This is a genomic window from Agaribacillus sp. DX54 (genome assembly GCF_056858335.1).
Window position 1 is genome coordinate 87,652 of sequence record NZ_JBXEQE010000020.1, and the last position, 15,821, is coordinate 103,472.

At 41.5% G+C, this 15,821-nt stretch carries 11 protein-coding genes; 6 read left to right on the forward strand and 5 right to left on the reverse strand.

The genetic code is table 11. From position 1 onward, the window contains the following. Positions 1-25 precede the first annotated feature (25 nt). Positions 26-1,033, forward strand: coding sequence for a gliding motility lipoprotein GldB (gldB, locus tag AC04NP_RS19730; protein WP_482861655.1), 1,008 nt, complete (start codon positions 26-28; stop codon positions 1,031-1,033). On the opposite strand, the gene AC04NP_RS19735 is transcribed toward gldB, so the two are convergent. From AC04NP_RS19735 to AC04NP_RS19755, 5 genes are read right to left on the reverse strand one after another with little or no spacing between them, the layout of a single operon-like run. Beyond that, positions 999-2,222 (reverse strand): glycosyltransferase family 4 protein, encoded by a 1,224-nt coding sequence (locus tag AC04NP_RS19735; protein WP_482861656.1) that lies wholly within the window; start codon positions 2,220-2,222, stop codon positions 999-1,001. The two genes, gldB and AC04NP_RS19735, sit on opposite strands and share 35 nt — an antisense overlap. A 4-nt stretch (positions 2,223-2,226) precedes the next feature. Then, entirely contained in the window at positions 2,227-4,086 is a 1,860-nt protein-coding gene (gene asnB, locus AC04NP_RS19740; protein ID WP_482861657.1) for an asparagine synthase (glutamine-hydrolyzing), read from the reverse strand. Between the two features lie 20 nt (positions 4,087-4,106). Beyond that, the gene (nth, locus tag AC04NP_RS19745; RefSeq protein WP_482861658.1) at positions 4,107-4,748 is read right to left on the reverse strand and encodes an endonuclease III; all 642 of its coding nucleotides are present in this window, start codon (positions 4,746-4,748) and stop codon (positions 4,107-4,109) included. Positions 4,749-4,789: 41 nt separating this feature from the next. Then, complete coding sequence (locus AC04NP_RS19750) at positions 4,790-5,026, reverse strand: hypothetical protein (protein ID WP_482861659.1); 237 nt, start codon at positions 5,024-5,026, stop codon at positions 4,790-4,792. Continuing rightward, positions 5,001-5,600, reverse strand: a complete 600-nt coding sequence (locus tag AC04NP_RS19755; protein ID WP_482861660.1) for an RNA polymerase sigma factor — start codon at positions 5,598-5,600, stop codon at positions 5,001-5,003. The genes AC04NP_RS19750 and AC04NP_RS19755 overlap by 26 nt, the downstream gene beginning before the upstream one ends. A 356-nt stretch (positions 5,601-5,956) precedes the next feature. On the opposite strand from AC04NP_RS19755, the gene uvrA reads away from it, so the two are divergent. The 5 genes from uvrA (at position 5,957) to AC04NP_RS19780 (ending at position 15,730) form a co-directional block, all read left to right on the forward strand. After that, positions 5,957-8,779 carry an excinuclease ABC subunit UvrA gene (gene uvrA, locus AC04NP_RS19760; RefSeq protein WP_482861661.1) on the forward strand — a complete coding sequence of 941 codons (2,823 nt, stop codon included), beginning with the start codon at positions 5,957-5,959 and terminating at the stop codon, positions 8,777-8,779. Between the two features lie 43 nt (positions 8,780-8,822). Beyond that, positions 8,823-9,587 carry a triose-phosphate isomerase gene (gene tpiA, locus AC04NP_RS19765; RefSeq protein WP_482861662.1) on the forward strand — a complete coding sequence of 255 codons (765 nt, stop codon included), beginning with the start codon at positions 8,823-8,825 and terminating at the stop codon, positions 9,585-9,587. Continuing rightward, on the forward strand, positions 9,584-9,934 hold the full coding sequence (locus AC04NP_RS19770; protein ID WP_482861663.1) for a 7(1) septoil knot domain-containing protein: 351 nt from the start codon (positions 9,584-9,586) through the stop codon (positions 9,932-9,934). The genes tpiA and AC04NP_RS19770 overlap by 4 nt, the downstream gene beginning before the upstream one ends. Positions 9,935-9,954: 20 nt before the next feature. Next, entirely contained in the window at positions 9,955-10,779 is an 825-nt protein-coding gene (gene prmA, locus AC04NP_RS19775) for a 50S ribosomal protein L11 methyltransferase (RefSeq protein ID WP_482861664.1), read from the forward strand. A 142-nt stretch (positions 10,780-10,921) separates the two neighbouring features. Beyond that, a complete protein-coding gene (locus AC04NP_RS19780; protein ID WP_482861665.1) occupies positions 10,922-15,730 on the forward strand; it encodes a hypothetical protein in 4,809 nt (1,602 codons plus the stop codon). Positions 15,731-15,821: the final 91 nt, after the last annotated feature.

Here is a 15,821-nt window from a genome sequence, read left to right on the forward strand (position 1 = left end):
CCGGTATCATTTAATTGAAACATGTATGAAGAGCGCCTATCAGGTTTTAATAATACCACTAAGCTTACTGTTAATTTCTTCATGTGCGGAAAAGCAATGTGGAGAGGATATCAATACAGAACACTTAACCGTCAATGTTGAAATAGAAAGACTGGAAGATGCATTTTTTGCATTAAACTCAGCAGAAGAAGCCATCGGATTCATGGATGCACACCCGGTATTGGCCGAGGCATTTTATCAACGTTCGCAATATCCCCATGACTCGGTTTTGGTAAATAAGCTGTTGGGGTTATCTTCCAGCCCCCACCTGGATACCGTGCGCATGGAGGTGGATTTGCTTTTTGGTGATTTGAACGATATCAGGGATTCATTCGAGGAGGCATTTAAGCGGATCAAATACCACTATCCCGGGTTTGAGCCACCTAAAATACAAACCATTATCACCGGTTTGGGAGATGGAAGTGACTTATATGTGTCACCGGATTTAATTATCCTGGGGCTGGATTGGTTTTTAGGTGAAGGTGCTACCTTTCGCCCCAAGGACATTCCGCAGTACATACGAAGAAGGTTAAACAAGGCCCACCTTGTTTCTTCCTGTATATTGTTTTTATCGGATTCTTTTAATGCCACCAACCTGGAGAATAAAACCATGTTGGCTGAAATGATCTATTTCGGCAAGGCTTATGCTTTTACCAGGGAAATGCTGCCTTGTATTCCTGACGGCGTGCTTTTAGGGTATAGTCAGGAGGAAATTGATGGCATTAATTATAACCAGGAGCGAATCTGGGCTCATTTCATTGAAGAATCGCTGCTGTATGAGGCCAACCATTTTGTCAAGATCAAATACCTGAATGAGCGCCCGAATATTCCGGAAATCGGAGATAAATGTCCCGGCAGAATAGCCAGGTGGCTCGGGTGGCAGGTCATCAGGAAGTACAGGGAGGAAACCGGTACGGAATTCGCGGCATTGATGAAAGAAACCGATGCGAACAAAATTTTCACGCAGTCAAAATATAGACCGGATCCTCGTTAATTCTCAGGGGCTGCCTGTTGTCGAATATATGGATCAGTTTTTTTACCTGAATTTCCCTGGAATAATATAGCTCCGCCAGATTTCTGGCGTTTCTTTGATGTTGTAACAGCAGGTTTTTGTCCTTGAAAAAAGGGGCCAGTTTTTCATAAACAGATTTCGGATTATTCGGATCGGCGTAAAATCCACATTGATGGCTTTCTGCCATTTCTCGTATCCATCCGTCTGTATTGGTGATTACCAACTTACCGGCGGCCAAAGCATCAAAATATTTATTGGGACTATTGGTTTCCAAAACGGCTTTCTGATCAAATGAAATATACACTGCATCCATTACACCGAGCAGGCGTCTGACACCTGCTTTATTCTGAAAAGGCAGAAATTTTAAATTTTTGATATTTTTCCTTTCAGCCTTTTCCTTCAAACCGGATAAACTGCCACCCTTGCCGATAATTAAAAATGAAACTTTACTATTTGTTTCATTAAGCATTTCAATAAAATCAAGAAAATATTCGAGTTTATTGACCCTTCCAATAGCACCAAAGTATCCGATAACGAATTGATCCTTAAAACCAATTTCCTGTTCCAGTTTTTTATTTTTCGGTGTTAGGTTAAAAAAATGGCAATCCGACATGTTGGGAATGATATAGGTCGGTTTATGAGGAACGATGTTTTTAATATGATCCCTGATACCGGGAGATAGTGCGACAATCTTATCAGCTTCCCGGTAAATTCTACCTTCCTGCTTTTTAAGCCAGCGCTTCAGAAACTGATTTTTTATAACGCCCATCTGCACCGGGGCTTCCGGCCACAGGTCTCTTACTTCAAAATAATAGGGAACTTTCAATTTCTTTTTTAACCGCAATGCTAGTAAACCTACGGTTAGCGGTGTGGATGTGGCATAAATGATATCTGTTCCGGTTATCGATTTTGCCTTTTTATAAGCCAGGAAGTAAAACTTCACAAAGGCAATAATGCGTCTTAAAAAACCAAAAGCATTTTCATAAGGAACAGGCAGGTAGTGTACCGTTATCCCTTCAACGTCCTTTTTTTCGTAAGCTGGCCTGTTATGCGCAGTAATCATTTCTACCTCATATCCCGCTTCAACCAATCCCCTGGCAAGGTAGTAAGATCTGATGGCTCCTCCTTCTTCCGGGGTTTTAAAGTATTGATGTATATATAAAATCTTCAATGTATTAACCAAAATGTATTTCCAACCAATTACCTAAAACAATCACCGACCATAAAAACAAAGTATTGTCGGCTTTCCCTTCATTGTGATTTTTTAACTGGTTAATAATTAGTTCCTTGCTTCCGGTTTCAAAAATAATACTTTTTTCATTGTATAAAAATTCCAGCAGGTGGTTTGCTTTCCCGTTTCTTAACCAATTGCCGAAAGGAAGTCCGAACCCTTCCTTAGACCTGTTCACAAATGCCTGCCCCTCGTATTTTTTAAGCAACTCTTTCAACAGCCATTTTCTTCCTTTTGCCAAAAGACAGGCCGGAGGGATATTATGCATGTATTGCGTTAAATTATGGGATAAATATGGCATTCTCATTTCGAGGCTGTGTCGCATGGTCATTCTGTCATTGAGATTCAATATATCATTGACCAGGTAATTTTGTCTGTCATAATCTAAACCTTGTCCCAGATAGTGGTCAACCCGGTCAATTCCTGTGAATTCTTTGTTCCAGTGCGCAAATGCTCCGTTATGCTCCGTAAATCCAAATGATGTCATATTTTGAAAAGTTTGCGTAGGATCAGGGTCAATGCTGGTGGCAAACTTTTTCCAAAGCTGAAAATTTTTTCTAAAGGGATGATTGTAGCCGGAAGGGAACCAATTTAGCACTTTTTTAAGTGGCGGTATCAGCTTAGTGTATATACCATAATTTTTCAAATACTTAAAATAAGCCAGGTGTCTGTTGTATCCCCCAAACCATTCGTCAGCCCCTGCTCCTGATAAAACTACGCCTACCGACCTCTTTGCCAGTTCACTCAGAAAAAAAGTCAGCAGGGCCGCACTGTCACCGACAGGCTGATCCAGTTTTGAAATAAAGTCCTGAAAATCGCTTAACATACCGGGTTCTGCTTCCAGTTCCTCGTGAATGGTACCAAATTGCCTGGCTGCCAGCCTGGCAAAGTGACCGTCCTGAGTACCAAATGACCCCTCCCTACGACGGTGGGTGATTGCAAAAGTCCGGCATTTCTGACCGTAATGGGTTTTGAGCAGGGCGAGCAACAAGGTAGAGTCAATGCCTCCACTTAGAAACAGCCCTACCGGAACATCTGCTACCCAATGCGTACCCACCGCATCGATTAATAATTCTTCGACATGGTCCCTGATGTTCTTATCATTTGCCTCCGGCTCGCCGCTGTTGCTATGGTGATGAAATCGAAGGATATTTTTTTCCCCTGACCAGGTCAACTGATGGCCTGGAGAAAGTTCAAATATGTTTTGAAAAAAAGTATCAGGCCCCAGTGTATGCCGGAAATTCAGATAGTGATGAACCTGCCTTATGTTAAGTTCCCTGTTTATTAAATCCGAAGCCAACAGACCATGGATTTCTGATGAGATGATAAAATACGTTTCATTTTCAAAGTAAAAAAAAGGCTTCATACCGGCCGGATCCCTGGCACATAATAAAGTGTTTTCCTGCACGTCTATTAAAACAAACGCAAACATACCCCGCAGGCTTGTCAAACCCTTGGATCCCTTACAAATCAACCACTGAAGCAGTACTTCCGTGTCTGAAGAGGTAGTAAATTGGCATCCTAAATCTACCAGTTCATTTCTTAATTCATAAAAATTATAAATTTCACCATTGAAAATCAGAAAGTACCGATCCGGTGCAATGGTCATGGGCTGGTTGGCCCGGTCGCTTAGATCCATGATTTTGAGGCGGGTATGGCCGAGGTAAATGCTGTGATTGCCAAAAGGAAATGTTTTATACTCGCTGGTATCCGGTCCCCTGTGGGCGAGGGCCCGGTTCATTTTTAAGATGTTCGACGGGGTAAGCTGGTTTTTTTTATCTATGATGACATTGATTCCACACATGGAAAAAAGAAGCCTGTTTGCTAATAATTTTTCTCATAATAACGGCAAAAGGAGTCGATTTTACAAATTTCGCATTTGGGTTTCCGGGCCAGGCATACATACCTTCCATGCAAAATCAGCCAGTGGTGCGCCTTGGAAATATGTTCCTCGGGAATGTATTTTACTAACTGACGTTCAGCGTCCAGTGGTGTTTTAGCATTTTGTGTAACAAGGCCCACTCTTTTAGAAACCCTGAATACATGGGTATCTACCGCCATGGCCGGTTGGTTGAATATAACCGAAGCGATAACATTGGCCGTTTTCCGGCCCACTCCCGGAAGTTTCTGCAAGTCTTTCAGATCAGAAGGGATTTCCGAGTTGAAGTCTTCCACCAACATTTTAGCCATACCCAATAAATGTTTGGTTTTATTGTTTGGATACGACACACTTTTAATATAGGGAAATAATTCGTCAAAATTACTGGAGGCGAGATGTTCAGGGGAAGGAAAATCCCTGAAGATAGCAGGGGTGACGATATTGATGCGCTTATCTGTGCATTGCGCACTCAATATCACTGCTATCAGCAACTCATATGGGTTGCTAAAGTTTAGCTCGGTCTCAGCATCGGGATTATTTTCCGAAAAATGCGCTATAAAAGCCTGGTAGCGCTCCCTTCTTGTCATACGAATCTCTCACCAAATAATTCTACTGAGCCTTGCCTTTGCTAGCAAACAGAATCTAAATCCTTTGATTTTGAATAGTTTAAAATGTTATTGATGACATTTTCAGAAGGATTCTTCTCTATTTCATCCAGTTTTTCGGCAGATTGCTTCAATTGCATATATATTTCGAGCAGCTCTGCGTCAATAATCAGTGCTTGAGCTATTGCTTTGTTTTCTTCCTCTGATGTTTCATTGTATAAGTATCTGATGACATCATTTGGGGTAAATGTTTTGATCATAGGCGATATTATATTTGAGCATTTTCTTCCTTAAATTGATCAAGGCATAGCGCATTCTTCCAAGTGCCGTATTGATGCTCACTCCGGTTGCATCAGCGATTTCCTGGAAGCTCATCTGCATGTAGTGCCTCATTATTAACACTTCTTTTTGGGTGGAAGGCAACTCCTTAATCAAATTCCTTAACTTTTTGTGCGTCTCCTTCCTGATTTGTTGAGTCTCGAAGGACTCCTCGGAAAACTCTAAGTTATTAAATACATTAGTTCCGTCTTCCATTACAATAGTCGGATAGCGTTTCACTTTTCTAAAGTGATCGATAGATAAATTGTGCGCTATCCTCATTACCCATGGTAAAAACTTTCCCTCCTCGTTGTATTTACCATTCTTAATAGTGTTAACGACCTTAATGAACGTTTCTTGTAAAAGATCTTCAGCAATATACTGATCTTTTACGATTAAATAAATACTTGTAAAAATTCTGGACTTATGCCTCGTTAATAGTAGTTCAAAAGCCTCTTCGTTACCGTTTTTGTACTGTGATATTAATTTGCTATCACTTACTGAATACTTCTTCATTATAATCACACATTTTAGTTAACGTAGAGGTCTATTTCATATTGTGAAGCAATGTTTATGGTTAGAAAAAAATATTTAAACAACTATCAAAACTAGCAAAATGCGTCTAAGATGCAAATTAAATGTACTTATTTTTTTGAAAAAGTAAAAATAATAATTTGGTTATATGTCGTTAAAATAGTCGATTGTTTCGATCTCATTGATAATTCGGTACTTTTTTAACAACAAAAACAATGCCTCAAAAAATTTTGTTTGTATTTAACTTTAATGTATGTTTTCTTGTTCAATTGTAGATTTTGATAATTCAAGATTTGTAATATCCAAAATTTAACCTATTATATTATCTTTGTCGGACTATGAAGGAGGCATTAGCAGTACAAGAAATTCATGACCTTGAAAAATTAGATCCCAAAAGATACATTATCATTAAAGGGGCCAGGGTAAACAATCTGAAAAATGTTTCTGTCGCCATACCCAGATACAAATTTGTGGTCATCACGGGACTATCGGGTTCAGGCAAATCTTCCCTGGCTTTTGATACCTTGTTTGCCGAAGGTCAAAGAATGTATGTAGAAAGCCTTAGTTCTTATGCCAGACAGTTTCTGGGGCGTATGGAAAAACCAGAGGTTGATTATATCAGGGGTGTTTCACCCGCCATTGCCATTGAACAAAAGGTGAGCACCCGGAATCCCCGGTCGACCGTAGGTACAACTACCGAGATTTATGATTACCTGAAGCTATTATTCGCCAGAATAGGCGTCACATACTCACCGATTTCCGGAGAGAAAGTCACCAAAGATACCGTTACGGATGTGGTAGAATTTATAAAGGGGCTGAAAGAGGGGAGTAAGATTATGATATTAAGCCCTTTTCATCTAAGGAGGGACAGAACGGCAGAACAGGAATTAAATATATTGTTAAGTAAAGGTTATACCCGTCTGGTTGTTGATGATGATCTTTACTTTATTGAAGACCTGCAAAAAAATGCAGATGTATTTGAAAATGCCGGCGCGCGATTTATTCTCATAGACCGTGCTATAGTAAAAAAAGATGACGAGGAAACGCAATTCAGGTTGGCGGATTCGGTTCAGACGGCTTTTTTTGAAGGCGAGGGAAGCTGCCAGGTTACCATTGCAGGGGGTAAGAAGAAGGTATTTTCAGACAAATTTGAACTGGATGGACAGCGGTTTGAAATCCCCGGTGTCAATTTGTTCAGCTTCAACAATCCCTATGGGGCTTGTCGTACATGCGAAGGTTTTGGCAGAATATTGGGTATAGACCGGGATCTTGTCATTCCGGATAAAGGGTTGTCGGTTTTTGAAGGTGCTGTTGCTCCCTGGCGTAGCGAAACCATGAAAAAATGGCTGGATCCTCTGATTAATAGTGCTATGGAATTCGATTTCCCCATACACCGGCCATTCAACGAACTTACCGAAGAAGAACAGGAGTTACTGTGGAAGGGGAACAAATATTTTAAAGGCTTAAATGCTTTTTTCAAACATCTCGAATCCAAAACGCACAAAATCCAATACCGTGTACTACTTTCCCGTTACCGGGGGCGAACCGTCTGTCCTGATTGCCGTGGCAGCCGGTTGCGAAAGGATGCCGCGTATGTCAAAATTGATGGTCGTTCGATCATTGACCTCGTGTTGCTGCCTATCGAGCGGGTTCAAGACTATTTTGCACAACTGAAGTTAAACACTTTTCACCGAAAAATTGCTGCCAGAATTTTAAAGGAAATCAACAACCGGCTGGATTACATGTCACGGGTAGGTTTAGGTTACCTGACTCTCAATAGATTGTCAAGTACTTTGTCAGGAGGTGAATTTCAGAGGATTAAGTTAGCTACCTCTCTGGGCAGCGCACTGGTAGGCTCTATGTATATTTTGGATGAGCCTAGTATAGGCTTGCATCCAAGGGATACGGCACGTCTTATCAGTGTTTTAAAATCTTTGAGAGATTTAGGCAACACGGTTATTGTCGTGGAGCATGAAGAAGAGATAATGCGTGAAGCGGATCAGTTGATAGACATTGGACCAGGCGCAGGTACCCTGGGGGGGCGGTTGGTATTCCAGGGAAAAGTGAGCGATTTGGATGGTACAAATACCCACACGGCCAACTTCCTGATGGGTGTAGATACGATTGAAATCTCCAAGATAAGGCGAAAATGGCGCGATGCGGTCGAAATTATCGGCGCCAGGGAAAATAATCTCAAAAACATTGATGTTAAAATACCCCTTGATGTCCTAACAGCGATAACAGGTGTCAGTGGCTCGGGTAAGTCCACTTTACTCAAGAAAATCTTGTACCCTGCCATCGGCAAAATCCTGGGTACCGTAGGTGATATGTCAGGTAAATACGACAAGTTGGCAGGTGATTACAAACGCATTGATCGCATAGAGTTCATTGATCAAAACCCAATTGGTAAATCTTCCCGCTCCAACCCTGTCACCTATGTAAAAGCCTACGACGGCATCAGACAATTATTTGCCGAACAACCTCTGGCCAAACAAAGGGGCTACAAACCTTCATATTTCTCTTTTAATGTTGATGGAGGCCGTTGTGAAACCTGCCAGGGTGAAGGCATCGTCAAAATAGAAATGCAATTTATGGCCGATATTCAACTGACCTGTGAAAGCTGTAAAGGCAAACGTTTTAAAAGTGAGATATTGGAGATTACCTACAAGGAAAAGACAGTTTCGGAGATCCTCGACATGACTGTTGATGAAAGTGTTGAGTTTTTTAATGACAAAACTGCCATTCTCAATAAACTGTTGCCACTTCAGGAAGTTGGGATGGGGTACGTCCGTTTAGGACAATCGTCGAGCTCACTGAGTGGAGGTGAGGCTCAAAGGGTAAAACTGGCGTCCTATTTAGGTAAAGGATCAGGAAATGCCAGGGAACATATTTTATTTATCTTTGACGAGCCTACTACCGGATTACATTTTCACGACATCAGAAAGTTACTTAAAGCGATCAATGCCCTGATTGATCAGGGCAATACCGCGGTAATTATAGAACATAACATGGAGGTCATAAAATCCGCAGACTGGATCATAGATTTAGGCCCTGAAGGTGGTGAAAAAGGGGGTAATGTTGTATTCTCAGGTACCCCGGAAGAAATGGTGGAAATTAAAGAGGGTTATACCGCAGGCTTTTTAAAACAGAAATTAAATTAATGCCTATATTTGGCCTTCGATTTTCACTAAAAACTTCATCATAATGAGAAAAAAAATTGTTGCTGGCAACTGGAAAATGAACAATGACCTGCAAGAAGGTCTTCAACTCACCTCTGAAATCGTTCATATGGTAAAAGACGAGGTCAATGATGAAGTAACCGTGATATTGGCCACCCCTTTTGTTCATCTTTCAGGCGTATCCAGGTTATTGGATGGGGCAACCAACATTTTTCTCGGTGCACAGAACTGCAATGAGCACGTGTCCGGTGCTTACACCGGTGAGGTTTCTGCAGCCATGCTTAAATCAGTCCAGGCTGAATATGTTATTTTAGGGCACAGTGAAAGAAGGGAATATTTCAACGAAACCAACGAACTGCTGACTAAAAAAGTCAACACGGCCCTCGCTCATGGGTTAAAGCCTATTTTTTGCTGTGGCGAGTCACTGGAAATCAGGGAAAATGACACTCATTTCGACTTTGTCTGCCAACAATTGACGGAGAGCCTGTTTCATTTAAATGAGGAAGAAATCACCGGGATTGTTATTGCCTATGAACCCATATGGGCCATAGGTACAGGGAAAACCGCAACAGCGGGACAGGCACAGGAAATGCATGAAGTGCTTCGAAATCATTTGGCCGGGAAATTTGGCCGGGAAATTGCTGAAGGATTGAGTATCCTTTACGGAGGAAGTGCTAAACCCGCAAATGCAGGAGAGCTATTTGCGGGAAAAGATGTCGACGGTGGTCTGATCGGTGGCGCTTCCCTTAAATCCAGGGATTTTGTTGATATTGTAAAATCGTTTCAATGAGTATTGGCGTTATTTGGTTACTGGCCCAATGGTGCACCGGCCTTTTGCCGATTGATCAAAACCTGGCAAAACGGCAGGCAGACCCCTGCAGCATTTTTGGTGTGGTTTACCTAGAACCAGTAAAAAAGAGGGCCGATTATATTGTTTATGAGGAAAAAACAGAGGCCTTTGCCGATTTGCGAGTATTTAGAGAGGAAAACCGGCTACTGGCTGATGACACCGGACTATGGTATTTTACTGATAAAAGAGACTTTGCTGACTTCACTATTTTTGTCCAGAACCAACCCTCCAATGCCGATTTTACTATTTACTACACGGATGTAATTTCCTATGCCGGGTGTGATTAGCGGATTTGACACTTTTCGCCATGGATTTCCTGGAGATTAAGATAAACTGCCCTGCTGAATTCAACGATATTCTGATCGCAGAAATTTCAACAATGGGATTTGACTCATTTGTTGAAAATGAAAACGGGTTTTACGCCTATCTCGAAGCCGGTGAAGCAGACCAGGACTTACTCAACGCAATCCGGGAGAAATACCTGCCGGTCTTTTCTTTCTCTTATGAGTTGAATGCGGTAGAAAAAAAGAATTGGAATCAGCAGTGGGAAAGCAATTACGAACCTATTTTTATCGGAGATGAATGTGTTGTGAGGGCGTCATTTCATCAGTTCGAAAAATCATATCCTTATGAAATTGTTATCAACCCGAAAATGTCCTTCGGTACCGGACACCATGAAACTACTTATCTGATGCTGAAAAACCAATTGGTTATCGACCATCAAAATAAAAGTGTGTTGGATGTGGGTTGTGGCACCGGTGTTTTAGCGATCATGGCAAAACTGCGGGGTGCCAGGCTGATTACTGCCTGTGACATTGATGAATGGAGCATTGAAAACTGCCTTGAAAACATCGAACTCAATCAATGCGGTCAGATCCGGGTTCAAAAAGGTGATGTGACCACTGTCTCAGGAAAGTATGATATCATTGTGGGCAATATTAACCGTAATGTGTTGATACATGATCTGCCTCATTATGCGAAGAAAATTGAATCTTCCGGTGGAAAACTACTTCTGAGTGGTTTTTACCGCCATGATGAAGATATGCTGATCAGGCTTGCGACTGAGCTGGGTTTTACACTTTCCGTGACTTCATGCAAAAACGACTGGTCCTGCTTATTATTTGAGAAATAGTACCGTAATAACTTACATGACGCTATAAATCAGCAAATTGAAAGTAATAATCCATAAAAATTACATTTTTTTGTGTATCCGAACGTTAAAAAAATGTAATAAATTGACTGGAGCTAACATAGTTCTGTTGAATGGTGAGTGAATGAAATTTAGCATACACTGTATATTGACATTGTTTTTGGTAAGTAGTTACCAGGCATTTTCACAGGACCACAAATTTGAGGTTGATACGGCCTTTTCAACACAGGTAGTGGAAATGATGAATCGTACCAAAATCCCTACCGCCCAGGAGGTAGGGGCAGGTTTTAAGGAACTTTGGAACGGAAACGCTTTTTCGCAGGATCAGAAGAAAAAGATCATGGAAATAGCTTCCGATTTATACGATAAAGGTGTACCTGTCAGACCGCATTTTGAAAATCTTTTTGCATCGCTGGTTTACGCAGTGAGTAAAGAAAACCTTAGTGGACAAAGCCTCTCCAAATTATTGGAAATAAGTCACAAAACGGTTGAACAATATGACAGTAAGGAAATCAAAAATCTCTTTTCCACCTTGCGAACCATATTTGACCACAAGGCCCTTTATCATTCGCCCTTTAACAAATTATATTTTGAAAATGCCAGTTATCAGTTTGATTTTATAGAGTCGGCGGTGGAGGAAGTAATCCCGGAGGAAACTGAAATTAAGGATGAAGCTGAAGATAGCGAAGATTGGTTTAGCGACTGGGACGAAGAAGAAAGCAATGATGACTGGGATACCAATTGGGATAACCAGGAAGAAGTAGAGGAACCTGGGCCTGAACAGCTACTGCTGGCTGGAGCACCCCAACCAGCGCTTGAAGGTCCTGTTATAACTTTCGAAAGTATTGATATGATTTTTGTTACTTCCTTTGACTCCACGGCTCTGGTCAACAGCAGTGGATCGTTGATGTTAAAGGATTATACTTTTGTCGGCTCCGGAGGTAAATTTGATTGGTCGGTAGCGGGTCTGGGACCCGACTCGGTTTATTGTAACTTTGATAAATACAATTTTGATGTAACCAAACCGAAACTGTCGGCAGAAAATGTTAAGATGAGTTATATGGGAAAACTGGATAAGGTGGTGGAAGGTGTTTTTGATTTTGAAAGCCGCCGCCATGAGCGCAAAGAAAAGGCAAAATTCCCCAGGTTTAAGTCTTACGAAAATAATGTAAAAGTAAAGCTTGCCAACAACGATGAATTGGTTTACAAAGGTGGCTTTTCTCTGGAAGGCCAAAAAATATCAAGCTCTTCCTTATATGCGGGGCCTGCCTCGATTGAGGTGAGTAAAAACGGGCAGCGGAAATTCCGTTCCAAAGCATTCCGTTATTTTATGAGTGACTCGCTGGTAGAAGCGGATGTAGCCTCGGTAGTCATCTATCAAAATGGTGATTCAATCACACACCCGGCCATACGAATAAAATACAATTTTCTCAATAATCACCTGGTCGTGTTGAAAGATCAGGGCAGATATAAGTATGCTCCATTTTTTGCTTCATACTTCAACATGGATGTTACCGCCGATATGATTAAATGGGATTTAAATTCAGACAGTCTCGATATCTCGATTTTAAATGCCAGAAGCCAGATATCTGCCTATTTTGAGTCGCGAGAGTATTTTAACCCTGACCGGTTTGGAGAAATGGCCGGTATTTATAAGTTTCATCCTTTGTTTTTGGTAATTGGCTACTCACGCAAAATTAATTCATCCGAATTTAATGTCGAAGATCTTATCAGGTTTTCAAAGCAACCGGGTAATGTTGTACGGTCGGCTATGGAGTTTTTGATGAGTTATCATTTTATCGATTACAGTGTGGGAAGCGGCGATATAAAGGTACGCCGCAAAGCCTATCACAATGTTTTATCAAAAAACCGGAGAAAGGATTATGATAATCTGCTGATCGCTTCCAGGTTGACTAATAAACCCAACGCTACTTATCGTTTCGAAGATCGGGAGATGACTGTGAGAGGTGTCGATAAGTTTTACATAAGCGAAATGCTGGATGTGTATATTATTCCCGAAAACAAGGAAGTGCGCCTCATGAAAAATCGTGATTTCGTCTTTGACGGCCAATTGTTTGTGGGCAATTTTGAGTATATAGGCAGAAATTTTACGTTTAAATATGATAGTTTTCTGGTGGATATGCAAACCATCGATTCGGTAAGGTTTTACATCCAGGAGCAGGATGAAATCGGAGGAGAGAAATCCAAACTGGATAATAAACTGGTGGGGCAAGATTCTCTCGATGTTCAAAATGCCATGGCCAATAGTAAGATGAACCAGACCTCCGGAACTTTGCTGATTAACAAACCCAACAATAAATCGGCCCGAAGAGTATATCCGGGCTATCCGTCATTTAGCGCCACTAATGGGGCCATTGTATATTTTGACGGTGAAGAAATTCTGGGGGGGGCTTACAGGGACATGTCTGTATATTTTGTCATACCACCTTTCAAAATGGACAGCCTTAGCGGGAGTGATGTTAGGTCGGTTGGCTTTGAGGGAACTTTTGTGACGAGTGGGGTGCTACCGGATTTTCAGGAAAAGTTAAAAATAATGCCTGATAATTCCCTTGGCTTCGAGCATCAGGTGCCCATTGAAGGTTATGAAATAAAAGGTAATAAAGGAAAGTTCTTTAAAAAATTGACCCTGGATCAAAATGGCCTGAGAGGGAATGGAAGGATTGAATATTTAAGCTCCACACTGGAATCTGAGGACTTTGTATTTTACGTTGATTCTATCGTTACGCAGGGTTCAAAAATGACTATGGAAAATCAAACCATAGGGGTAGCCGATTTTCCGGATGCATATGTGGAAAACTACAAAATGAAGTGGATCCCTGATAAAGATAGCATGTATGTTCATAATATTGATCAGCCTGTGCAACTCTATCAATCAACAGCTTCATTAAACGGGTTTATGAACATTACACCCCAAGGAGTGCTTGGCGGAGGGCAGTTATTGACAAGGGGTTCAGAGGCCATTTCCGATGAACTCGCCTTTACCTCCAACTATTACTCAGCCCGCCACGCAAAATTTGAAATTAAATCCAGCAATCCCGAAAAGCCCGCATTATCGGGTGATGACATTCGATTGCATTTCGATTTAATAAACAACATCGCAGATGTCAGTCCGGAAATCGAAGGAGTGGCTGCCATCAATTTTCCTTATGCGCAGATGAAGACATCCATCACCAACGCCAAATGGAATTTGGAGGACCGGTCAGTCAATATGGAAAAACCCGAGGAGGTCGATATCAACAGCTCCTATTTTTACAGTACCAGGGAAGAACTTGATTCTTTGGCTTTTAATGGGTCCGCAGCGACCTATGACATTAACGAACTGAAGTTGCACGTGACTGGCATCCCCTTTATTAAGGTGGCAGATGCCAAAATTACTCCGGAAAACAATGAATTGACGGTGTTGGAGAATTCAGAGCTGCAACCGCTGGAAAATGCGACCCTGGTTATTGATACATTAAATGGCTACCATAACCTTAGTGATGGTCACATAACCATTATTTCCAGAAACGAATTTGTAGGAGACGCAACCTACGACCTTGTAGCCGCCGCAGATACTTTTGGTATTAAGTTCAACAGCTTTGAGTTGGAATCTGTTGGTGAAGGCAAGAAAAAGGAAAAATTACAAACAGTTTCCAGGGGAACTATTGAAGAAGCCGATAAGATCCTGGTTTCGCCCAGGATGATATTTAAGGGAACAGCCACTATGTATGCCACCAATCAGGCTTTAGAATTGGAAGGATTTGTCAAGCTGGATTTGAAAAAGATGAGCGGTTACGACACGTGGATAGCATATAAATCCATCTCCGATACCCAGCAGGTGATCATCAATTATGACCAGATAGTTACAAGTGATGGTACCGATCCGTCCTCAGGCCTGCATTTTGATGCGGGTGACTACGGCCTTTATACGACATTTGTCAGCGAACGCAAAAGTCTTGGCGACGAGGACTTTTTCATTCCCAGGGGAATGTTACTGTTTGATGAAAAGGCTAACGCTTTTAAAATTGAAGAGACTGCAAAAAGCAGCGGGCAGTCTTTCTCCGGAAGATCATTTACCTATGATGAAGAAAATTCCAGAGTTACCTTCGAAGGCCCTTTACAATTTCTATCGCCCAACACCACCCAGGTAAAACTATTAGCGGCAGGTAAAGGAGAAGGAAACATAGAGACCAACGAATTCAACCTCAACGCCTTTTTGGTTTTTGATTACAACCTGCCTGCCCCGGCCATGAGCAGCATGGCACTGGATATTCAGGATTTGATTGAAAGGCTGGGTATACCCGAGGCTCATGAGGACAAAACCAAATTGCTTTATAAAGCCTCAGAAATAATCGGCGAACGGGCGGCCTCTTTATACGATGATAAAACAGAAGAAGATTACGTAGCGCTCGTTTCGGTATCAAATGAACTGGCAAAAGCCCTGGCTATTTCTGATATTGACCTGGTATGGTCAGAAACAGACAAAGCGTTTTACAATCCACTTGATTCCAAAATTGGTATTTCCAATATTTTCCGGGATGATATCAATGCGATGGTTGACGGGTTTGTGGAAATCAGGAAAACCGAAAATGGCGAGGTGGTCAATGTCTTCTTAAAAATATCTTCAAGCTGGTACTATTTGGGTTTTTCAGATAACAGGTTGGTTTTATACTCTAACAACGACGAGTTTAACGACATTATCAAAAACAAAACCAACGTGGCAAAAGCCAAAATTGGTGAATACGTCTTCATTTTAGGCGAGATGAATGAGGTGCAGAACTTTGTTGACGAGTTCAGAAAGGTGTATTACGACATTGACGAGCCTTTTGAATTAGACCGACCCACCGAAGTGGTCATTGACGATAAACCTCCTACCGAACTCACCCCTGAGGAGACCACTGAAGAGGTGGAGGATGATGACGAAGGTTTCTGATAATTGTTTTTGTTTCCGGTTAAATTCAACCAACAATTTTACCATTAAATGTATTGTATTGTTATCTTGGCAACAGATACAATAATCTTAT